At 50.7% G+C, this 19,243-nt stretch carries 25 protein-coding genes; 3 read left to right on the top strand and 22 right to left on the bottom strand.

Annotated features, from left to right (window positions below; genetic code table 11):
• Positions 1-357 precede the first annotated feature (357 nt).
• Complete coding sequence (locus PLA01S_RS31430) at positions 358-1,248, bottom strand: nucleotidyltransferase-like protein (protein WP_246060000.1); 891 nt, start codon at positions 1,246-1,248, stop codon at positions 358-360.
• Between the two features lie 174 nt (positions 1,249-1,422).
• Here PLA01S_RS31430 and PLA01S_RS31425 point away from each other — a divergent pair, with 174 nt between their 5' ends.
• The gene (locus tag PLA01S_RS31425) at positions 1,423-1,788 is read left to right on the top strand and encodes a YgzB family protein (RefSeq protein ID WP_076325456.1); all 366 of its coding nucleotides are present in this window, start codon (positions 1,423-1,425) and stop codon (positions 1,786-1,788) included.
• A 126-nt stretch (positions 1,789-1,914) separates the two neighbouring features.
• Here the strand turns inward: PLA01S_RS31425 and PLA01S_RS31420 are convergent, their stop codons facing one another.
• The 20 genes from PLA01S_RS31420 to uptA form a co-directional block, all read right to left on the bottom strand.
• On the bottom strand, positions 1,915-3,630 hold the full coding sequence (locus tag PLA01S_RS31420; protein WP_127596617.1) for a glycosyl hydrolase family 18 protein: 1,716 nt from the start codon (positions 3,628-3,630) through the stop codon (positions 1,915-1,917).
• Positions 3,631-3,746: 116 nt separating this feature from the next.
• The gene (gene perR / locus PLA01S_RS31415; RefSeq protein ID WP_071219580.1) at positions 3,747-4,166 is read right to left on the bottom strand and encodes a peroxide-responsive transcriptional repressor PerR; all 420 of its coding nucleotides are present in this window, start codon (positions 4,164-4,166) and stop codon (positions 3,747-3,749) included.
• An 87-nt stretch (positions 4,167-4,253) separates the two neighbouring features.
• Positions 4,254-5,573, bottom strand: coding sequence for a DUF4097 family beta strand repeat-containing protein (locus PLA01S_RS31410; RefSeq protein ID WP_127596614.1), 1,320 nt, complete (start codon positions 5,571-5,573; stop codon positions 4,254-4,256).
• Between the two features lie 57 nt (positions 5,574-5,630).
• A complete protein-coding gene (locus PLA01S_RS31405) occupies positions 5,631-6,242 on the bottom strand; it encodes a hypothetical protein (RefSeq protein ID WP_127596612.1) in 612 nt (203 codons plus the stop codon).
• A 195-nt stretch (positions 6,243-6,437) separates the two neighbouring features.
• Positions 6,438-7,151, bottom strand: a complete 714-nt coding sequence (locus PLA01S_RS31400; RefSeq protein WP_100541520.1) for an MgtC/SapB family protein — start codon at positions 7,149-7,151, stop codon at positions 6,438-6,440.
• Between the two features lie 50 nt (positions 7,152-7,201).
• The gene (locus PLA01S_RS31395; protein WP_100541519.1) at positions 7,202-7,660 is read right to left on the bottom strand and encodes a GNAT family N-acetyltransferase; all 459 of its coding nucleotides are present in this window, start codon (positions 7,658-7,660) and stop codon (positions 7,202-7,204) included.
• Between the two features lie 215 nt (positions 7,661-7,875).
• Entirely contained in the window at positions 7,876-9,315 is a 1,440-nt protein-coding gene (gatB, locus tag PLA01S_RS31390; RefSeq protein WP_100541518.1) for an Asp-tRNA(Asn)/Glu-tRNA(Gln) amidotransferase subunit GatB, read from the bottom strand.
• Between the two features lie 30 nt (positions 9,316-9,345).
• Positions 9,346-10,803 carry an Asp-tRNA(Asn)/Glu-tRNA(Gln) amidotransferase subunit GatA gene (gatA, locus tag PLA01S_RS31385; RefSeq protein ID WP_100541517.1) on the bottom strand — a complete coding sequence of 486 codons (1,458 nt, stop codon included), beginning with the start codon at positions 10,801-10,803 and terminating at the stop codon, positions 9,346-9,348.
• A gap of 20 nt (positions 10,804-10,823) precedes the next feature.
• On the bottom strand, positions 10,824-11,111 hold the full coding sequence (gene gatC, locus PLA01S_RS31380; protein WP_071219587.1) for an Asp-tRNA(Asn)/Glu-tRNA(Gln) amidotransferase subunit GatC: 288 nt from the start codon (positions 11,109-11,111) through the stop codon (positions 10,824-10,826).
• Between the two features lie 173 nt (positions 11,112-11,284).
• Positions 11,285-11,665: an ATPase gene (locus tag PLA01S_RS31375; RefSeq protein ID WP_071219588.1), complete on the bottom strand. Its 381-nt coding sequence runs from the start codon at positions 11,663-11,665 to the stop codon at positions 11,285-11,287.
• A 213-nt stretch (positions 11,666-11,878) separates the two neighbouring features.
• The gene (locus PLA01S_RS31370) at positions 11,879-12,655 is read right to left on the bottom strand and encodes an ABC transporter permease (RefSeq protein ID WP_127596609.1); all 777 of its coding nucleotides are present in this window, start codon (positions 12,653-12,655) and stop codon (positions 11,879-11,881) included.
• The gene (locus tag PLA01S_RS31365; RefSeq protein ID WP_127596606.1) at positions 12,652-13,575 is read right to left on the bottom strand and encodes an ABC transporter ATP-binding protein; all 924 of its coding nucleotides are present in this window, start codon (positions 13,573-13,575) and stop codon (positions 12,652-12,654) included. The genes PLA01S_RS31370 and PLA01S_RS31365 overlap by 4 nt, the downstream gene beginning before the upstream one ends.
• Positions 13,572-13,766: a PLDc N-terminal domain-containing protein gene (locus tag PLA01S_RS31360; protein ID WP_127596603.1), complete on the bottom strand. Its 195-nt coding sequence runs from the start codon at positions 13,764-13,766 to the stop codon at positions 13,572-13,574. The genes PLA01S_RS31365 and PLA01S_RS31360 overlap by 4 nt, the downstream gene beginning before the upstream one ends.
• Positions 13,767-13,801: 35 nt before the next feature.
• Positions 13,802-14,011, bottom strand: coding sequence for a hypothetical protein (locus tag PLA01S_RS31355; RefSeq protein ID WP_071219592.1), 210 nt, complete (start codon positions 14,009-14,011; stop codon positions 13,802-13,804).
• The gene (locus PLA01S_RS31350) at positions 14,011-14,349 is read right to left on the bottom strand and encodes a YxlC family protein (protein WP_246059998.1); all 339 of its coding nucleotides are present in this window, start codon (positions 14,347-14,349) and stop codon (positions 14,011-14,013) included. Before PLA01S_RS31350 ends, PLA01S_RS31355 begins: the two co-directional genes overlap by 1 nt.
• Positions 14,330-14,875 carry an RNA polymerase sigma factor SigY gene (gene sigY / locus PLA01S_RS31345; RefSeq protein WP_127596600.1) on the bottom strand — a complete coding sequence of 182 codons (546 nt, stop codon included), beginning with the start codon at positions 14,873-14,875 and terminating at the stop codon, positions 14,330-14,332. Before sigY ends, PLA01S_RS31350 begins: the two co-directional genes overlap by 20 nt.
• A gap of 247 nt (positions 14,876-15,122) precedes the next feature.
• Positions 15,123-15,314, bottom strand: a complete 192-nt coding sequence (locus tag PLA01S_RS31340; RefSeq protein WP_127596597.1) for a hypothetical protein — start codon at positions 15,312-15,314, stop codon at positions 15,123-15,125.
• Positions 15,315-15,494: 180 nt separating this feature from the next.
• Positions 15,495-16,133, bottom strand: a complete 639-nt coding sequence (locus PLA01S_RS31335; RefSeq protein WP_127596594.1) for an MBL fold metallo-hydrolase — start codon at positions 16,131-16,133, stop codon at positions 15,495-15,497.
• Positions 16,134-16,135: 2 nt separating this feature from the next.
• Positions 16,136-16,702: a thioredoxin family protein gene (locus PLA01S_RS31330; RefSeq protein ID WP_127596592.1), complete on the bottom strand. Its 567-nt coding sequence runs from the start codon at positions 16,700-16,702 to the stop codon at positions 16,136-16,138.
• Positions 16,703-16,705: 3 nt separating this feature from the next.
• Positions 16,706-17,317, bottom strand: a complete 612-nt coding sequence (uptA, locus tag PLA01S_RS31325) for an undecaprenyl phosphate transporter UptA (RefSeq protein ID WP_127596589.1) — start codon at positions 17,315-17,317, stop codon at positions 16,706-16,708.
• A gap of 151 nt (positions 17,318-17,468) precedes the next feature.
• On the opposite strand from uptA, the gene PLA01S_RS31320 reads away from it, so the two are divergent.
• Both PLA01S_RS31320 and PLA01S_RS32935 read left to right on the top strand, forming a co-directional pair.
• Positions 17,469-17,783 (top strand): hypothetical protein, encoded by a 315-nt coding sequence (locus PLA01S_RS31320; protein WP_009594078.1) that lies wholly within the window; start codon positions 17,469-17,471, stop codon positions 17,781-17,783.
• A 29-nt stretch (positions 17,784-17,812) separates the two neighbouring features.
• Positions 17,813-17,938: a hypothetical protein gene (locus PLA01S_RS32935; RefSeq protein WP_272868178.1), complete on the top strand. Its 126-nt coding sequence runs from the start codon at positions 17,813-17,815 to the stop codon at positions 17,936-17,938.
• Between the two features lie 77 nt (positions 17,939-18,015).
• On the opposite strand, the gene PLA01S_RS31315 is transcribed toward PLA01S_RS32935, so the two are convergent.
• The coding region (locus PLA01S_RS31315) for an O-antigen ligase family protein (protein ID WP_174819288.1) at positions 18,016-19,243 on the bottom strand (1,228 nt) is incomplete at its 5' end.

Genomic DNA, 19,243 nt, shown 5'->3' with positions numbered 1-19,243 from the left:
CTTCGTTGTCTTTCGCCGAAAACTCATTTTCAGCGGCGACCTTTATAATATATCATGGTGCCCATCGTTTCGTCAAGAACTTTTTTTGAAAACTTTTTAATTCGACATTTTCTTAACCGAATTATCAAAGTCCCTTTCGAAGGGGCGAGTTATAATTTATCATAGAAACAGGTGGCTCGTCAACATGATTCGTCAAATTATTTTTCGACTTCTTGTAACAAACGTTCTGACGCATCTCAGCCTGCCTTAGAACATCTTTTTATCTACGCTAACGTTAGATACTGTCTCCTAAAGACGCTGTTTTATAACCGTATATCAAATACTTCGACACAAAAAAGGAAGGACTCGCGTCCTTCCTTAGTCGGTGTAGTACCGGATGGCTTCCGATCCATAGGATCGGACTCCTCTCCAAATCGGAACTTCCTTCACAAGTGATTGATAGACCAGCTTGCGCATCACGATCGGCAGCTCCTTGCCTACAGGTGCCAGCTCAGGGTGGAGAATAAGCTCCTGTATCGTCCAGGGATTCCGTCGGCTTCTTAATACGCGAAGCAACAGCGCTGATGAGCTCTCCAGCTTGGATATCATGGAGAATTCATATGCCAGCAGGGCCAGCTCCACTCGTTGCCCGAGCGTTTCCGTACTGACCGTAAGCTCTTCATATAATTTGCGGACGGGTGTATTCAATCCTGTAATCTGCTCCCAAACAGCCGACTCCGGATGAATCCCCCGTTCGATCAGCTCAAGCTGCCCCCAATAATGCAGACCTTCTAATAGAGTATGGTAAGCATCCAGAACCCGCTCTTCCTTCAAGAGCATCTTGGCATCTATATACTTTTGTAGGAAGTGGGCAAAACCAATAAACAATTTTTGCTCCCGGAACGGTTCAGCAAACCTAAGGAAATCACGGCGCAGATTGGACAGGCGATCTTGATCGTCTTTTATGATATCTCCTTCTAGGAAGCATTTGATCAATACTTTGTGTGTGCCGCTCAGGAGTTCCCGATGCAAATAGTCCAGCCCGATACTTACCACCTGGCAGCGTTCCCCGCCCACGATAGAATGCTGGATGGGAGGCTCGTCAGGTGTTCCGTCATACACGACAACAATATTGACCTCAAAATCATAAACAAGCAATCCTTGCTGCCTTTTGTCCGAATTACGGTATGCTATCGAACCTACAGCTTCCTCATCAACCGTATTTCCATAATAAAAAGAAAAGTTGGTTAATTCCACGTTTCCCTCCATACATTCCTTGGCGAATTTCAGCCATTTCAGTTATAATGTAATTCTACATGTCCATGTAAGTTCCTTCTTTTAGGAGATAAGATCTTATGAAGACGATAAACGGAATACAAGATTTCATTTCTCGGTTCACGTTATTTCATAAACAACTATTTGAATGACAGGAGTTTTCGAGCCATGATCTTTAAGAACGCAAAAATCAACGCCTTCCGCACTTGGGGATTGCTGCTGACGATGCTGGGTATGGGCCTTATGGTGCTTGGTACAGCCGGAATCGTATTTTTCGGCCAAGCTGGCAAAATATTTGCCGGAATCGGATTGGTGTTTGGCCTGATTATGATGCTGGGGAGTCTCGGCATTTACTTCTGGGCAGGTATGTTATCCACGAGTGCCGTCCAAATTCAGTGTCCGGAATGCAATAAATTGACCAAGATGTTGGGAAAAACCGACCGCTGCATGTTCTGCCATACCATTCTGACACTGGATCCAGGCCAGGCCAACATCACAGCAGAAGAGCTTGAAGCCCAGCAAACCAAATCCTAAAGGGGTTTGCAGAACCTGCATATTCTATAGGATTCGCAACTCGTAAGACGATTAAACATAAAGAACCCGGTTATCCTCGCGATAACCGGGTTCTTTATGTTGATGTAAGATAAGTTCAGTTAATTCTTAATCATGTATCGTCTTTAGAACATGCCAGGTTTCCGGAATGGCAAAGCTCCGGTTCCATGAAGCAATGCCGCCAAGCTTCAGCTTTTTAGCCATATTCACTCGGGATTGCAGAGAAGTACCGTCCTCCATCCATATTTTCATGATGGATTCTCCCTCCGTGAATTGAACATAGTTCTGCCCTGTACTGGCATCCAGCGAGCCTTTCACTTTCTTTTCCTTAAGTAGAGTCTGCAGCTTCTCCATCCCAATCGCTTTGGAGGACACCTTCGCCTCTCCCGCTTCGCTTGTTTCCGTCCAGACCCGTGTATATAGCGGCACGCCCAACACCAGCTTGGATGACGGTACCTCGTCCTCTTCCATGATTCGCCTTACCGACTGCTCGGCCCATGGCAGCGAGGATACGGATCCCGCTTTCGGACTCGTGGCCCAGTGCTCGTCATAAGCCATCACCATCATGTAATCAATCGTCTCTCCGAGTCGTTTCCGATCGAGAAAGAGCGACCACATCTCGCTGTTCGATTTTGGCGTCACATCGATGGAAACGATCAGCCCTCTGGCTTTGGCCAGCGGCTTCATTTCCCTTACGAACTGAACGACATGATCTTTATCTTTAGTGTGGACATTTTCAAAGTCAATATTGATTCCGTCAAGTTTATATTGCTTGGCATAAGCCAGCATCTGCTTGATAATATGCGATCTTCTATCGAAAGTAGACAGCGCCTCGGTTGTCATGTCAGGATCGAAGCTATTGTCCATCAGCCCCCAAACCTCCATGTTCCTGTTATGGGCCCAGCTAACATACTGCTTAACCGCTTTAGATTTGACCGTGCCTTCACCATCCACAATGCTGAACCACGTCGGGCTGACCACGTTGACACCGGGCAGTTCGCCAATGCTATCCGTGCTGGGATTTTTGGTATAAACAGCTTCCCAAGCCAAATTGACCGACTTATCCTTCCATTCCAGCTCTGCCCTCGACGGAGTCTGCGCAAGCATCGGAATTTCCTTCACGTCCCCAAGTTTAACCTGCTCTTTAAGAACATATCCCGTATATCCGTTATCCGCCTGGACGAACAACCGCCCCTCTTCTTCACGCCATACGCGAAGGCGCTCACCGGCCGGCATATCCAGTACAATCGGAGACTTCTTCTCCCCACTCTCGCGCAGACTCACGGTTTCCTCTGGGTTACCGGGAGCTGCTTCGGCAAACTGAATTGAATCTCCCGCACGCATCAGAATAATGGCGCCTGTCGCCGTGTCCTCGTGAACGGTCACACCATAATGCTGTTTGAGCGCCTTAATCGGAACATATGCAATGCCGTCAATCAGCTTAGGTGCGTAGGGTATGGTAACCGCCTTGCCGTTCAGCTCGCCCTTCGTGCTGTTCATCTTCATGCGGAATACCGATTCCGAAGTTGTTACAATGACGGAATCCGTTTCCTGCTCATAACGGATGTTGGCATCCACGCTCTCCTGAATAACCGTTATCGGCAGCAGCAGCTTTTCGCCGGAGCCCCGGGCAGGCTGTTCCTGCAGTTCCCCCTGAACAAAAATCGGCTTGTCCATTCCACGCCAGTCCGGCACAGTATAGGTCTGGTTGGGAAATAATGTGGTGACAACCCACCAGGCCCCAGCCGCGATCAACAGCAACCCCAGAAAGAAAGAGCTTCCTCTCGTACGCCTCTTCTTTCCCCGATATCTTCTTCTTGCCAAACTACTCCCCCATTTCACTCTCGCTCATTACTAACCCCTTAACGTTGAATAACGCCCTTAAAAATAAAAACGTGTGGAATGATTCATTCCGCACGTTTATCTATAACAACCGGCGTCTATTGGCAGGACTTGCAGAGCCCATACAGCTCCATTCGTAGTCCCTTTACTTCAAATCCGGTGCTCTTCTCAGCCTGTATTCCAACATCTTCAAGGGACGGATAGCTGAAATCTTCGATTTTACCGCAACTCTGACATATGACATGATGATGATCCGATACGTTGGCGTCGAAACGACTCGAGTTGTCCCCGTACGTCAGCTCACGCACCATGCCGGCTTCAATAAACATTTTTAGATTGTTGTATACTGTGGCTACGCTCATACTAGGAAAATTAGGTTCCAGAGCCCGATAAATATCATCCGCTGTCGGATGGCCCATAGATTCCACCAGATACGTTAAAATCGCATGACGTTGCGGCGTGATACGGACACCGGTCGTTTTCAGTTGTTCCAGCGCATGCTGTACGGACGTTCCCATGGTTGCCCACCGCCTTTAAGTTTAACTGGTTTTTACCAAACCTATAACGTTCTTAGACTTCATTGTACGGCGTTTCTTGGAATGTTGTCAATCCGGCAGAGGCGTCCAGCCCCCGTTGTTCCGGCCTTCCTCCTGTTCCGGATAGCTTCGGAAGATGTTGAGATTACTGTTTCCCTCAATACGAATGGAATGTTCGCCTGTACCGGATTCGCCGGAGATGGTTTTCTGTTCGATCAGAAGATTGGGCAGCGTCGTCAGAATTCTTCCGTAGCTAATCGTCCCTTCAAGCTTGTAATCGCCCTCGAGCGGAACGTGAAGATTCATCTCGCCAACCGCACTATATACATTCCAATCCCCACCAATGCGGGATGAACGTATAGCCACTCCGCCATTAAGAGATTCAGCGCTTAATTGCGACTCTGCCCCGCTGATCAGAATGTTGCCGTTTCTCGTCTGAACCCGGATATGATCGGTCGTTCGCTTTACCGTCATATTCCCCACTTGCGTGGTCAAATCCGTTTCGCCCGTAATATCGACGGCCAGCATATTCCCGCGGTTGGTGGACATTTTAATATTACCGGTAACGCCGCGCGCCGTAATTTCGCCATTTAAGGTCTTACCCGTCACATTTCCGTAAATCCGATCCATCGTAATCGGCCCGTTACCACTCTCCAGCAAAATATTCTCAATCGCTTCCACGCGGTTTAAGGTAATGGCTCCGTTCATCGTCCGTATCTCAAAATTGAACCGCCGATCATCCGGAACCGCGATGTTCACGTTCATACGGGGCTGCCGTTTACCCGATTCACCATAGGCCTTCCCCTTGGACCGAATCGTGATCGTCTTGCCTTCCCCCACTTCGATCGTCGACTGCTCGGCGATCGCTTCAGCCAAACCGGGCTGCTCATGATCCACCCATACTTCCGTCTCCACCTTGATATCATCTACATCCTGCCGTGTGATGGAGATATCCCCGTTTAAGTGATCGACGATGATTTTCTCGGTTTCAAGCTCCACCGGAATCTCCAATATCGGCTTCTGAAACCGGTTATCTTCAGCTTCGCTATAATCCACTCCCGCTGCCGTCAAGTTCAGGCTCACCCGGTTCCAGAGATGGAGAAAATGCTCCTGCTGGGAAATGACGAATACGGAGGCCGTAACAGCCACTGCCAGCAGAATCCCCCTCATATCGGGGCGAAACCGAAGTTCTTTGCGTCTGCCCAAGAGACGCGACAGCGTGTACCTGACTAAATATTCAACGCCGAGCAGGATAAACAACAGCGGCCACCAACGCTGGAGCATAAATATATAATCCGTGCCTCTCCACTCGTCAAGGAGCAACAACACGCCTGTACAGACAAGCAGTATGGCGGCTGTATATCGTCCCACTCTAATTTTATGTTTCATCCGTCTCCTCCCCTCGTCTTATGACGCGGCCATGACCACCGTGCCGCTGTACGTGTACTATAGGGATTTGCCCTTGTCTCTTCGGTGCCGGAGAGCTTCCCGGATTCCCGACCATATCCCGATAACGATCAGCATGATGGCAGAGGCTTCCGCACCATAGTCGCGGATTCCTGCCTGCAGCCAAGGCGGCTTCTGGTGAAACAAAATGAGCAGGGTCCCGGTAACAACCAACATGATGCCAAAAGCGATTCCCCGCTCACCCCGGAACGGATGGTTCCATCCTCTTCCGTCCTTGGAAGCAGCAGCGGCTGCCTCACCGCGCCTTTTTCGAGAGATGATATATTCCGCTGCCTGCAGCACGTCATACACGTTATAAAAATATCCTACCGGAATCAGAAGACCCAAAACGACAAGCAGCGGTACATTGATCTGCATACCGATGGAAGAGAAATATAAAAGCGCCGATATATCCAGCAGCAGCAGCATCACAAATGTTATCCCCTTGCGGTACATACCGAGGTACACATGACCCAGACCCGGAATGAGAGCGGCTAATAGAAGTGCATATAATTTCCGCTTTTTTCGCTGCAGCCCCGGGTGACGCTTAACCTGAATCGAAAGCCGTTTCTTCTTGCTGACTTCGGTTTGTGGTTCGGGTGTTGGATTCATAACCATCTCGCCTCCTTCCAAACATCCTAGGACAGGCGTTGTTTTACGATGTTTTTCTTTGATAGTACCCCAACGAGGAGCCGAAGTAACTGGCAAAAAACTGGATAGGCCGTCCTCAGAAAGCTGGCAAACCTACAAAAAAACGGCACCGCCGGTGATTCAGCAGTTGCCGTTTGTTAGGGTTCATTCCATATCCTATTCAGCCGTTACCATGGTTACATGGCCGATTCCCCGCAACTGCCGGGTGATCTCCATCGGTTCGAATTTGCGATCGGTCAAGACTTGCAGCGAGATTTCGAGCCCTAATACCGCAGGCTGCAGCTCCCCGTATGCCGCACTGCTTCGTTCGTTAACGATAAGCTTCTTGATCACGAATTCCTGTTCCTCCAGAACAGCGGATATGTCATCCAAAATATTCGGCGTATTCGCTGCATGGATGGTGATCAGATGCAATTTACTGCCGCGGATGTAACGCTGCTCCAGCTTATTGAAGACAACCAGATTAAGAAGAATGAGCACCGTCGATACAATCGAGGCAAAATAAAACCCTGCCCCAACCGCCAACCCCACGGCTCCCACAACCCAGATGGACGCGGCGGTGGTTAATCCGGTAATGGATTTACCGGTAAACAGAATGGTACCGGCACCCAAGAAACCGATCCCTGTAATGACGGCCGTGGCCAAGCGCGCAGGGTCAATCCGAACGTTAATCTCGTCTACAAAATCGGAGAAACCGTAAATGGATAACAGCATAATAAGGGTAGAACCCAAGCATACCAATATATGCGTGCGCAGTCCTGCAGCATGGTTGGAACGTTCGCGTTCAAAACCGATCAAGCCGCCAAGCAGCATAGCCAGCAGCAATCTTAATAAAATGGATACATTATCTATCACCCAAGGATTATTCAAAAGAACGATACTCCCCTCACGTCGGCTTCAATCGCTTATGCTTATATCATTCAGTGTATATGAAGATGGAACTCGGTCAATTCCACGCCCGGAGCAACCTCAAAAGCGTGATTCTTTACAAACCCGAATTTCTCATACAACGTTACCGCAGGCGTATTACGCGTCCCTGTCGAGACTACGAACATGGGCGCCTCCTTGTAGCATTCCAACACATGTCGAATTAAAGTCCCGGCGATTCCTTTGCGAAAATGACCGGGATGGACCATCATCCGTGATATGGTGACCTGCTCCTGTTCCGGCTCTACCGCAATAGCTCCGATAAGATCGCCTTCTTCATTTATATAACCAAAAAAGGTTTCCCCGCTCGCTCGGATCGTATCGAAGGTATCCTGCAGCGGAGGGATCTCCGAGAATCCGATTAATTCAGCTTCCAAAGGGTACGCCATGTGCTGCAGACTCCATATCTGCTGGACGGTATCCCTATCCTCCAAAGATAAAGCTCTTATCATTTATTCATCCCCTAACCTAGTTATTATAAGAAAAACGTCTATGGCGTACTCTCCAAGAAGACAGACCGCGTTTAGTGGTAGTTTTTCTTGCGATATCAGGCAGCAACCTCTCCGAAGTTCATACTTTCTGATATCTTAAAAAGGAACTTGCCCCTAATGCGGGACAAGCTCCCATTATCTAAATACATTTCGGGAACATGACGGATGAACGTTGATTATCCGTTCAGCACCTCAACCAGCAGTTTGTTGGCCAGCGCAGGATTGGCCTTTCCCTTGCTCTCTTTCATCACTTGACCAACCAGGAAGCCGATCGCTTTCTGTTTACCTGCCTTGTAGTCCTCCACGGATTGCGGATTGTTTGCAACCACCTGCTCGACGATGCTCTTGATCGCACCTTCATCGCTGATTTGGACGAGGCCCTTCTCCTCAACGATTTGCGCAGGCAGCTTGCCGCTCTCCAGCATCTCTTTGAAGACGGTTTTAGCGATTTTGCTGCTGATGGTTCCCTTCTCGATCAATCCGATCATTTCGCCCAGGCCTTGGCCGGTGATCTTCACTTCAGACAACTCCAGATTGTTCGAGTTCAAATAACCCAGCAAATCCCCCATGATCCAGTTCGATACGGATTTGGCATCCTTCGTATAGTTCAGGCTGTCCTCGAAGAAGTCGGCGAGCAGCTTGGACGACGTGATAACCGCAGCGTCATAGTCCGGCAAACCATACTCTGAAGCATAGCGGGCCTTACGGGCATCCGGAAGCTCCGGAATCGTTGCACGAACCGACTCCTTCCACTCCTCACTAATATGCACCGATACGAGGTCCGGGTCCGGGAAATAACGGTAGTCGTGCGCCTGCTCCTTCCCGCGCATGGAGAAGGTTTTCGCCTGGGCTTCGTCCCAGCGGCGGGTTTCCTGTACAATCACGCCGCCCTCATCGAGAATTTCCGTCTGCCGGTACTGCTCATATTCCAAACCGCGCTGTACGCCGCGGAAAGAGTTCATATTCTTCAGCTCGGCCTTCGTGCCGAGTTCCTTCTGTCCCCAAGGACGAAGACTGATGTTAGCGTCGCAGCGAAGCGAGCCCTCTTCCATCTTCACATCCGAAACGTCGCAGTATTGCATAATCGCACGCATTTTCTCCAGATAAGCCTTGGCTTCCTCCGGCGTTGAGATCTCAGGTTCGGACACGATCTCAACAAGAGGCGTGCCTACGCGGTTAAAGTCAACCAGTGATGCATATCCGCCATCCACGTGCGTGAGTTTACCGGCATCCTCCTCCAGATGAAGCCGGGTAATCCCGATTCGCTTCGTCTTTCCGTCCACCTCAATATCGATCCAGCCGTTTTCACCGATCGGCTGATCGTACTGGGAAATCTGGTAGGCTTTCGGAGAATCCGGGTAGAAGTAGTTCTTGCGGTCAAATTTGCTGACATCGCCAATGGTGCAGTTCAGCGCCATCGCAGCCTTCATAGCATATTCCACAGCCTGGCGGTTTAATACGGGCAGCACGCCGGGATGGCCAAGACAGATGGGACATGTATGTGTGTTCGGCGGGGCTCCAAACGCAGTGGAGCAGCCGCAAAATATTTTGGAATTCGTATGCAGTTCTACGTGCACTTCCAATCCGATAACCGTTTCATATTTTGATGTAGACATCGATTGTTTCCCTCCTTCTCTGCCGCCGGTTTACAGTTCAGGGCGCCGTTTGTGGTGTTCAGTATTTTGCTCGTAGGCATGCGCGACGCGCAGCACGGTCGACTCATCAAAGGCTTTGCCGATAATTTGCATGCCAACGGGTAGTCCGTCCGCAAATCCGCAAGGAACACTCACTGCCGGCACACCTGCCAAGCTGACAGGAATCGTCAGGATGTCATTCAAATACATCGTCAGCGGATCGTCAACCTGAGCTCCCAGCTTGAAAGCCGTAGTCGGAGCAGTCGGTCCGATGATGACATCATATTGCTCGAATACTTTATCGAAGTCCTGCTTGATGAGCGTACGAGCTTTCTGTGCCTTCAAATAATAGGCGTCGTAATAACCCGAGCTAAGCGCATAGGTACCCAGCATGATGCGGCGTTTCACCTCATCGCCGAAGCCTTGGCTGCGGGACTCATGATACAAGTCAATCAGACTGCCTGCATTGTCGGAACGAACGCCATAGCGCACGCCGTCAAAGCGGGCCAGGTTCGAAGAGGCCTCCGAAGAAGCGAGCAAATAATACGTTGCTACCGCATAGTCGGTATGCGGCAGGGAAACTTCATCCCAGGTAGCGCCCAGCGCTTCGAGCACCTTCAGTGCGTTCAGAACGGTTTCCTTCACTTCAGCGTCTACGCCCTCGCCCAAGTATTCCTTAGGCACAGCAATGCGAAGACCGGTAACGTCTCCGGATAACGCGCTCAGATAGTCGGGCACGTCCACTTTTGCAGATGTCGAATCCATTGGATCATAACCGGCAATGGCTTGCAGGACATAAGCGGAATCTTCCACATTTTTTGTCAAAGGTCCGATCTGATCCAGCGATGATGCAAAGGCAACAAGACCGAACCGGGATACGAGGCCATAGGTTGGTTTCAGTCCCACGACACCGCAATAAGAGGCAGGCTGCCTGATGGAACCGCCTGTATCCGAACCCAGCGCAAAGTAAGCTTCGCCTGCAGCTACGGCCGCAGCCGAGCCGCCGCTTGATCCACCGGGTACCCGGTCTAGGTCCCATGGGTTGCGCACGGGGTAGAAGCTGGAGTTCTCATTGGAGCCTCCCATTGCAAATTCATCCATGTTCAGCTTGCCGATCGTCACCGTATCCGCTGCACGCAATTTATCGACAACCGTTGCATCATAAACCGGTGTGAAATTGGACAAAAACTGACTTGCGCATGTGGTGCGAAGTCCTTCTGTCACGATATTATCCTTGATTCCGACAGGAAGCCCGAACAACAGTCCGCGCGTCCCCTCTGAAGCCAGCTTCTCATCCAAAGCCTTGGCGGATGAACGAGCACCCTCTTCGTCCAAAGTAATAAATGCCTTCACCCGATCCTCACGTTCGGAAATACGAGTAAAAGCTTGGTCAACCAGATCGGTTACGGAAAGCTCCTTATTCTGCAGCTTGTTATGTATCTCCGTTAACTTGTAATCAAACAGACTCAAGTGTGTATCCTCCCTTCAGGCTATTCCAAAACAGCAGGTACTTTAATTTGATCGTCTTCTTCATCCGGTGCGTTAAGCAGCACTTTCTCGATGGGCAAGCTCTCGCGCACTTCGTCTTCTCTCATGACATTGCTGAGATGAAGCACGTGTGTAGTCGGCTCAACGCCTTCTGTATCCAATTCATTTAACTTCTCGGCATATTGTAAAATCGCATTCAGTTGGCCGGTAAACATCTGCTCTTCTTCAGGCGTCAAATTCAAACGGGCCAGCTTCGCTACATGCTGAACATCCTTATCGGTAATGCTCATGGCTTTACATCCTCCTTCATGCCCCTATCCAGTTAAAGGGGTAAAGTCTGTCACGACAACTTTTCTCATTATATTGTAGAAGCATGCAAGATTCAATCCAAACAGCTTGAAGCTTGCCGCTTCGAGGTTACTTTTCCATTCCATCAAAAAAGAGTCGGCCTCAGCCGACTCTTCTAAATCCAAGCACGAAGATTCACTTGTTTGATGAAATCCGCCTGGGATATTGCTTCCTTGGTCTCTTCTTCCTCTTCAACACTTTCCAACTCGCCGTTCATCACTTGATGAAACAGCTTCTCATTATATGTCGACAGGGCGAAATCGATGAGCGCTTCCCGCTCGACCCGCTCGGCTTCCTGCTTCAACACGATTGATTCCAGCTCTACATCATCTGCCGGAACAAAAAAATTACGGTTGAGGCTCGGAATCCGAATGACGTAATCGAACGCATTGTCCGGATTTCGGTCATAAGCGATGATATAACCGTATTGACCGATTGGAAGATTCTGCTCAAAGGCGTCCGCAACGATTGTAATCTTTTCCCCTAAACGCAGCATCGTCTACCTCCTGAGTTGTCTATCCTTTTTTAAGAGATAAGAAAATATAAACTTCAGAGGTTTATCATCCTTATCTCGCAAGAAAAACTTCCGCTAAATACGGTCTCTCTTCTGATAACGTACGTCGATGACGTTTTTCTTGTCTTCATAGTCTACTAAAAAAAGATAGAGATGTCCATGTGATTCAGATAAAACCTGAATCTCCCATGAAAACTAGGATTGCGGGGACAGCGGACTCCTTCTAAGCAGCCTCGCGGCAACGATAATCGACACCGCCATAATCAGCATGGCAACGAGTATCGGTGACCACGCGCTGCTCCCTGCGCCAAGAATTCGCTCAGCGGCCATGCTGCTTAAACGGCCCGGGCTCCATAGAACGCGGGAGGGCAGCAAACCGGATAAGAGCGAAAGTAAGCCGGCAACTGCCAAGCTGATGAAGGCCGCAGCCGGCCCGCGAAGGACGGCACCGAGCGGCAGCACAAGCGTTACGATCCAGGCCAGCCATACAGCATATAAGCCCCCGCCGCTGGTAACCGATCCCCATTCCAAAGGACCGATGAGCTGATACGTGTAATATGCAGCACCGCCAAGTCCAATCGCAAAAGAAACGACCAGCAACGTCATCAAGGCGGCCCATTTGGCAGACATCATGGGAATCGTGGAGACCGAGCGGGCGAGAACAAGCTCAGCCGTGCCGGTTGCCCGCTCCCCTGCTACCGTGTTCATTCCCGCCAGCACAAGCACCAGCAGGCCGATGGTGCTGAATTGGCTCAAGGTTGATGCCATAACGCTCTCGGCGGACGGGACGGTAAATAATGCCGCCGCTTCCGGGGGCAATTCCCCGGCCATGGTCAGGATATCCGGCAAATAATAGGTGGAGACCGGCTGCATAATGCCAAGAAGCAGGAAGACTGCAGGAACCCAAATCCATTTATAGGTCCGGCTTGCCTCGAGCATTTCTTTTTGATAATAAATCCAGAACGGCTTCATGAGCCCACCACCTTCATAAACATATCCTCGAGCGAAGACGTGCCTGCTTCAAAACGAAGCAGCTCGATTTCGTCATCGGCAAGCTCCTTGATTAAAGCAGCCCGCGCAACATCCATATCCGTCACCATCAGCTTGGCGCCGCGTTTGCCGAGTTCGATCTCATGCACATAAGGACGGTTCGCAAGACTGTCGAGCCAAGCAACCTCCCGCTCCCCCGGTTCAACCTCAATTGATAGAACCGGCTGCCGATATTTCGTGCGAAGTTCGCTAATCGCGCCTTTCTCCGCAATTTCCCCGTCTACCATCAGTACCATGTCATCGCAGATTTCCTCCGCATCGTGAAGCACATGGGTTGAGAACAGAACGGTGACTTCCCCTCGCAAGCGATTGAGCAGGTCCATAACCTCACGACGTCCGATCGGATCAAGCGCCGATACCGGCTCGTCCAGCATGATCAGCTCAGGCTTATGCACCAACGCTTGAGCAATGCCAAGCCGCTGCTTCATTCCGCCGGAGTAACCGGATATTCGGCGTTTGGCCGCCTGCTGCAGGCCAACCATTTCGATGACTTCCCGACTTCGCTTAGTAGCCTCTCGTCCGGATAATCCCGACAGCTTGGCGCTGAAAGACAAGTACTCCATGCCCGACATCCAGCTGTAAAACTTCGGGTACTGAGGCAAGTAACCGATCCGGTGACGCCAGCCATTCGTTTGCGTATCGGCTGATCCATATCGGATCTCACCCCGGGTTGGAGGAATTAATCCGGCCAGCATCCGCAGTGTAGTTGTTTTGCCGGCACCATTAGGACCAAGCAGGGCAGTACAGCTCCCTCGCTGCAATTCAAATGAAATGCCCTTAACCGGCGTGATGCTTCCTATGCTTTTCGTCAATTCATGAATGCTTAAAAGTTTTTCCGTCAAGCTTCTCGCCTCCCTGCAACGAAATAAGCAACGCTGCCAATAAGGTTACCCAGCAGTATAATCAATACCCACATCCATCTCGGTCCACGTATGCTTGCTGGCTCTGCCCGAAACAAAGATATCAGACCTGTTACCGCGAGAATGGCTTGCAGTGCAAGAATCGGCCAAATCAATCCCCAGTTAATTTCCATAATAATCCCCCATGTTCCATATATAATGAAGAAACTTAAGACTTGCGGTCATCTTTGTGGATGACGAATATCCAGTAAAAGAGCAGCGGCATTGGCATTGTCGTAGACCCCCATATTCCCCAGAACCAAGCCATCTTGCCAAGCCCCCGCTTCCTGGCATCCAAGAAAAGCCATGTCCCTTGAATCAGCACAAGCACAACGGCAAGGATGATCACTCCCAGCGGGCTCTCGTTAACTTCATTCATCAGATCCCCTTCTTTCCGGCAGATCTCAGACTCTTGGAAAATACAAGAACGGAAATCCCGGCAACCATGCCGAACCCGTGAATAAACAGCAGGATCTTCGGCGCCGCCAAGGCAGCCATCAATCCGCCACCAACGATAAAGAGTGAAATCAGAAGAAAAAGCAGCAATTCATATTTCATCCGTCGCCGCTTCCGCTCCAAGGTATGAACGGCCAACCTGTGCATTCCTTCCAGAGAGGGCGACGGCACGTCCTCAAACAATTCATCTACTCTTTTCAACTCTTGAGTCAATCCTTCAATCCAAGCATCATCCTCATGCTCAGGCCCCTTGACCATCATCACCCATCTCCTTTCGCAGCTGCTTGATACCGTAGGCTGTTCGTGATTTTACCGTTCCCTCGGGAATGCCAAGCATGGTTCCGATTTCATCATAGCTGTAACCGTAATAATGCTTCAGCAGTATGGCAATCCGGTGATCTTCGGATAAGCGCGATAATCCATCCAGCATGTCTGTCCAATCTTCTCCCCGCCGCTCCATCTGCCAGCGCATCCGCCTTGCCGACTGAACCGCCTCCTGCTCCAGCCATTTCTTCTCCCGCTTCTTGCGCCGGGTACTATCGATAAACAATCGGGTAGCAATGGTTATCATCCATGAGGAAAAAGATGACGTCCCGTTGTAACGGTTCATATTCTCCATGCATCGAACAATGGTATCCTGTGCAGTATCCTCTGCAACCATCGGGTCCATCGTCACCTTAAGCAAATATTTATAAAGAAAGGAATAATGCTGCTTGAACAGCAGCGCCATAGCCGCTGCATCTCCTAATTGCGCTTGTCGTATCAAACCCTCTTCATCAGGGATCATGATGAAATCATCACCTTCTTTCACATTCCACCCGTAATACGATTAACAACAGCCAATCGTTCAAACGGATATTTATATTTATCGTGTACGGAATGATATCTTTTATATAGTCCAAATATGTTCGGAAGAAATTCATCGGTATTTGTTAAAAAACTCAAAAAAAAGCAGCCGGCAAAAAACCGGCTGCCCTCTCCAATAGAAAAAACACATTCAGTTCATGATGAGGGTGTCATGTTCGTATGTCGATCTATTGATTAAATCGTATAATCTGCAGCCGATGATGCCATGGCTGCTGTGCTATCCCTTCATCCTTCACCAGCCTGTCCCAGACAACAGAAGATATTTCGGTCTGGGTCTGCCGGTGGAACTCCGGTTGTCGATCAATCGCTTCGCTCCTTGTAACACTCCCGTTCAACAGCGATAGATGATCTTTCCTCACTGGCGCTTCCCCCTCATCACGTCCATGCCAAAAAAACTCCCCATAAAAATAAAAGAACGCAAACCGGGATGAATTCCACAGTCTGCGTGCTTCGCAAGGGTAACATTTAATTAACCGTATTGTATCAATGTTGTCTATGTTTGTCCAGACAAAGTTTCCCGATTTATGTCGGAAGCTATCTTATCGGCTGGCAGGGACGTAAGGATTCCGCTGTTTTTCATAGCCTATGGTTGTCCGAGGTCCATGGCCGGAGTACACAACGACCTCATCAGGGAAGGTATACAGCGTATTTTGAATGGAATCAATCAAATCACGTTCACGGCCTCCAGGAAGATCCGTTCGCCCAACGCCTAGACGGAACAGCACATCGCCGGAAAACAGATCATTTCCACACTTGAAGCTCACACTTCCCGGTGAATGGCCCGGTGTATGAAAGACGCTGAAGGTATGTCCGATCAGCTGCAGCTCAAGTCCATCCGCCAAATCGTACTCAGCCGGCCCGGTGGACAGCGGTTCCGTTACCTGTGGCCACATCATCGAACCATTTAGCTTCGGACTGGACAGCCATTCACTCTCCATGGTGTGCAGGTAAACGGGGCAGCCCTTCAGCTTGCGGATTTCCTCGACACCCCCCATATGATCAAAATGCGCATGGGTCAGCAGGATCGCTTCAATCTCCAAATCGGCTATTCGCTTCAGCAGCGGCCCCGGGTTCATGCCGGGATCGATAATGACCGCTTTGCCTTCTACAGGCCCTGTCAGTAAATAAGCATTCGTCTGAAGCGGTCCTAAATTAAAGGTCTCAATATGAAGTGTCATGATTAGAACCCTGACATAAGTTCACGCAATTCCTTAATGATGGCAGCGTGGAACTCATACCCTTCCCCGTAGGCTTGAATAATGCTTTGTCGTGTGGCGGCAAGGTTGTCCTGATAGTCCGATGCTTCACGATCCGGATTGTTCTGTTTAAACTCAATCATAAACTTCTGCACATGCGCCGGACGCGGCCCCCATGTACCGAGAACATGTCCTCCGGTATCCGAAATGATAACAACCGGAATGGAACGGGCGCCCATGGTCAGGAACTGATCCATGACGTCCAGATTCTCTTCCATAATCAACACTTCCGTCTCAATCCCCGCAGTCTCCATCGCACGAAAAACGACAGGTATATTGCGTGCAACATCACCGCACCAGTCCGCTGCCAGAATGAGGACCCGCAGGTCATCCCGGAAATTCAGGCTTTCAAAGAACTCTTTATCCTCTTCATTCTCCCAGACAAACTGTTCATACCCTGCCTTGAACGTCTCCTGATTCTTCTGCATGCCGTCCATAAATTGCTGTGGTGATATGCCTGTCCCCAAATGATTTGCCATATTCATACTCATTCGTTATTTCGACCTCGCCTTCGATGATTTTATCCATTTTATCAAAAAATAAAGAATCATGACGGCCAATGCTCCCAGCAGAATTTCCTGCACGTACGGCCCTGCCTTCTCGTCGATATGCTCCCATTGATCACCCAGAAGCACTCCGAGGTATAAGAATAGTGCCGTCCATGGAATAACCGCAAGGGTGGTCAACAGCGTAAACCTTCCCACATGCATCTTAGATATGCCGGCCGGGATGGAAATCGCGTGCCGTACCACCGGTACAAACCGTGCCGTAAATATAACGCCGGTACCGTACTTGCCGAACCATTCCTCGGCATAATCGATATGCTTCTTCTTAATCAGTATGTACTTCCCGTACTTCTCCAAGAAGGGCCTGCCTCCGTAACGGCCGATCCAATAAATAAACAACTGTGCTAGCACACCGCCAACGGTACCAAAAATCATGGCTCCGATAAAATGAACCTCACCCATGGAAACCAGATAACCGCCATAGGCAAGTACGATCTCGCTTGGGATGACCTCCACCATTAATCCGAGCATGATTCCGAAATAGCCCAGCTGCTGGATCCATTCAAACAGTCGGCCTACAACCTCGTAAAAGAACTCCACGCTTGTCCCCCGCTTTCCTACTGCGTTGATTTCTTGTACTAGCCTATTCTAACACAGCCCGGGACATGCCTTCTACTGCGCCCAATTATAGGCGGCACTGTGACTTTCGCCGGTTTCGGGACATATGGTGGAGCAAAGGAGTGAGTTACGCATGCATTCTCCCCATGCCAAACGACCGGGCAGCAAGCCCCCCTCCCCGCGCGGGATACGGCGGGCCTGCAGCAAAGAATTGTACCGTACGACCAAACGCCTCAAACTGTACCTTCCTCCGGAAACCTTGAAGCAAGGTGAAGAATTGTATTACCGGAAGGTTATCGGCAATTTGATCTGGATCCACGAAAACTACAGCAACAAGAAACTGTTGTGCGACTGGTGGGAAAAGGACGTCTGCGGCGAACTGGCCGAGCTGTGGCAGGTTCCGGAACGTCAGTTGGCCTCGGCCTTCCGGGATGCCTTCGGCGGATAGCGCTGCTCTTCCTTGTTCCGCTATCTGCTGTGGAATGGACAGTAAGCAAAAACTTTCGATGGCTCAAGCAGCAATCAAACGACAGCTCGGTGCTTCCAACACCGTTCGTATGGACAAACGAATCGCTGCGTGTCGTCAGAGCGTGGACTCCGTAACTATTGAAGCAACCATCCTGATACACGCACAGGCACGCGGTAAGCCGCTCTGGGTTACGATACAAGCACGATTCGCGTTAGCGCTGGACGGAGATATCTGCTTTCATGGGCTGCCTTGCGGCATGCTTCCGTGTTCCCCCATTCAGTATTTTTTCCAAACGGTTGGCCTGCCGCGCTGCAAGCATAGACAGATCGAATTCCCGGTCATTTCGATGATCATCCATCTCACGAAAATCGACCGCAAGCGAACGATAGCGCTTCAAGATATCCAAACCGGTCCGGGCCGCCTTAACCGATCTGGCGGGATCCCCTGCCGTCCGGTGCCAATCTGCAAGGGAAGCCAGCTTCAGCACGGCTCCGGTCTGCTTAGCTGCATTGAACCGATCCCGATCGATGGCCGCTATATACCAGGCTGCCGCCTCTTCCGATTCGCCTCTTAGCGAATAAGCCTCTGCCAGCTTCCAGCTTAGCCCCGGGTGATTCGGTGCATACACCAAACTTCGCTTCAGCAGCGGGATTCGCTGACTGGGGGGAAGCCAATCGGCCAGATTCAGTGCCGCCTCCGTGTTGGCGGGGTTCCACTTTAACGAGGATTGGAGGAGCGCTATCTGAGGTCCGGACGGTTCCGAGGCGGCCCATCGCTCTTTGACCTCGCTGATGCCCAGCGCAGCAGCGAGAAGAACCCAGCCCCCAAGCAGAATGATCGCCGTAACCCTGAGCAGTGGCAGCGATAATAACGGCCGATATCCCCGGTTCCCTCCATAAACGGCTAGCAGCTTCTTCCCTATTTTGATGGGTTTGCGTCTTTGAGCCGCGTTAGGTCCATCCTGCACTTCCGGACCAGATGAGGCCCCAGCGAAGCCCATTACCGTAAGCCACAACAGCAGCAGCCATACCAGCCCAAAGCTCCAGTCAAAGTCCACGGCCGCGTGTCCGATCAGTACGAGGGCAGCGGGCATGAGTCGGGAGCTCACAGCAATGAGCCCCGCAGCCATAGAGCTAACCAGAACAAGGACAAGCAGCAACCCGATCACTCCCGTATTCAGCAGGATATCCATATATCCGCTGTGCACCTCGGCACCCACGTAGGGCTGGGACTGAATGGCAAGGTAGGATTGCCGCCACGTCTCCCCGCCACGTCCCAGCCACAGCGACGACCGGGCAAGCTGCCACGCGTCGCTGTACATGAGGCGGCGCGCGCTCAGCGTAGCCGCGCCGCCCAGGGCCCGATCCTGCACCTGATGCAGGATCACCGCTCCGGCTGCGGCAGCCAGCAGCGCCGCAGCCCCCAGGGCCCCTGGCGCG

Source organism: Paenibacillus lautus NBRC 15380 (assembly GCF_004000945.1).
GTDB lineage: Bacteria > Bacillota > Bacilli > Paenibacillales > Paenibacillaceae > Paenibacillus_AQ > Paenibacillus_AQ lautus.
The sequence above is the reverse complement of the archived record's forward strand: the minus strand, read 5'-3'. Positions and strand labels throughout refer to the sequence as shown.

Bases quoted from the DNA above. Each gene is read 5' to 3' on its own strand.
- PLA01S_RS31355 (WP_071219592.1), bottom strand. From the start codon at position 14,011: ATGAATGAAGTTAACGAGAGCCCGCTGGGAGTGATCATCCTTGCCGTT.
- PLA01S_RS31360 (WP_127596603.1), bottom strand. From the start codon at position 13,766: ATGGAAATTAACTGGGGATTGATTTGGCCGATTCTTGCACTGCAAGCC.
- PLA01S_RS31375 (WP_071219588.1), bottom strand. From the start codon at position 11,665: ATGCTGCGTTTAGGGGAAAAGATTACAATCGTTGCGGACGCCTTTGAG.
- PLA01S_RS31410 (WP_127596614.1), bottom strand. From the start codon at position 5,573: ATGAAACATAAAATTAGAGTGGGACGATATACAGCCGCCATACTGCTT.
- PLA01S_RS31330 (WP_127596592.1), bottom strand. From the start codon at position 16,702: ATGAGTATGAATATGGCAAATCATTTGGGGACAGGCATATCACCACAG.
- gatB (WP_100541518.1), bottom strand. From the start codon at position 9,315: ATGTCTACATCAAAATATGAAACGGTTATCGGATTGGAAGTGCACGTA.
- sigY (WP_127596600.1), bottom strand. From the start codon at position 14,875: ATGATCCCTGATGAAGAGGGTTTGATACGACAAGCGCAATTAGGAGAT.
- PLA01S_RS31350 (WP_246059998.1), bottom strand. From the start codon at position 14,349: ATGATGGTCAAGGGGCCTGAGCATGAGGATGATGCTTGGATTGAAGGA.
- PLA01S_RS31395 (WP_100541519.1), bottom strand. From the start codon at position 7,660: ATGATAAGAGCTTTATCTTTGGAGGATAGGGATACCGTCCAGCAGATA.
- PLA01S_RS31430 (WP_246060000.1), bottom strand. From the start codon at position 1,248: ATGGAGGGAAACGTGGAATTAACCAACTTTTCTTTTTATTATGGAAAT.
- gatC (WP_071219587.1), bottom strand. From the start codon at position 11,111: ATGAGCATTACCGATAAGGATGTTCAGCATGTAGCGAAGCTGGCCCGT.
- PLA01S_RS31370 (WP_127596609.1), bottom strand. From the start codon at position 12,655: ATGAAGCCGTTCTGGATTTATTATCAAAAAGAAATGCTCGAGGCAAGC.
- PLA01S_RS31335 (WP_127596594.1), bottom strand. From the start codon at position 16,133: ATGACACTTCATATTGAGACCTTTAATTTAGGACCGCTTCAGACGAAT.
- perR (WP_071219580.1), bottom strand. From the start codon at position 4,166: ATGGGAACGTCCGTACAGCATGCGCTGGAACAACTGAAAACGACCGGT.
- PLA01S_RS31405 (WP_127596612.1), bottom strand. From the start codon at position 6,242: ATGAATCCAACACCCGAACCACAAACCGAAGTCAGCAAGAAGAAACGG.
- PLA01S_RS31320 (WP_009594078.1), top strand. From the start codon at position 17,469: ATGCATTCTCCCCATGCCAAACGACCGGGCAGCAAGCCCCCCTCCCCG.
- PLA01S_RS31425 (WP_076325456.1), top strand. From the start codon at position 1,423: ATGATCTTTAAGAACGCAAAAATCAACGCCTTCCGCACTTGGGGATTG.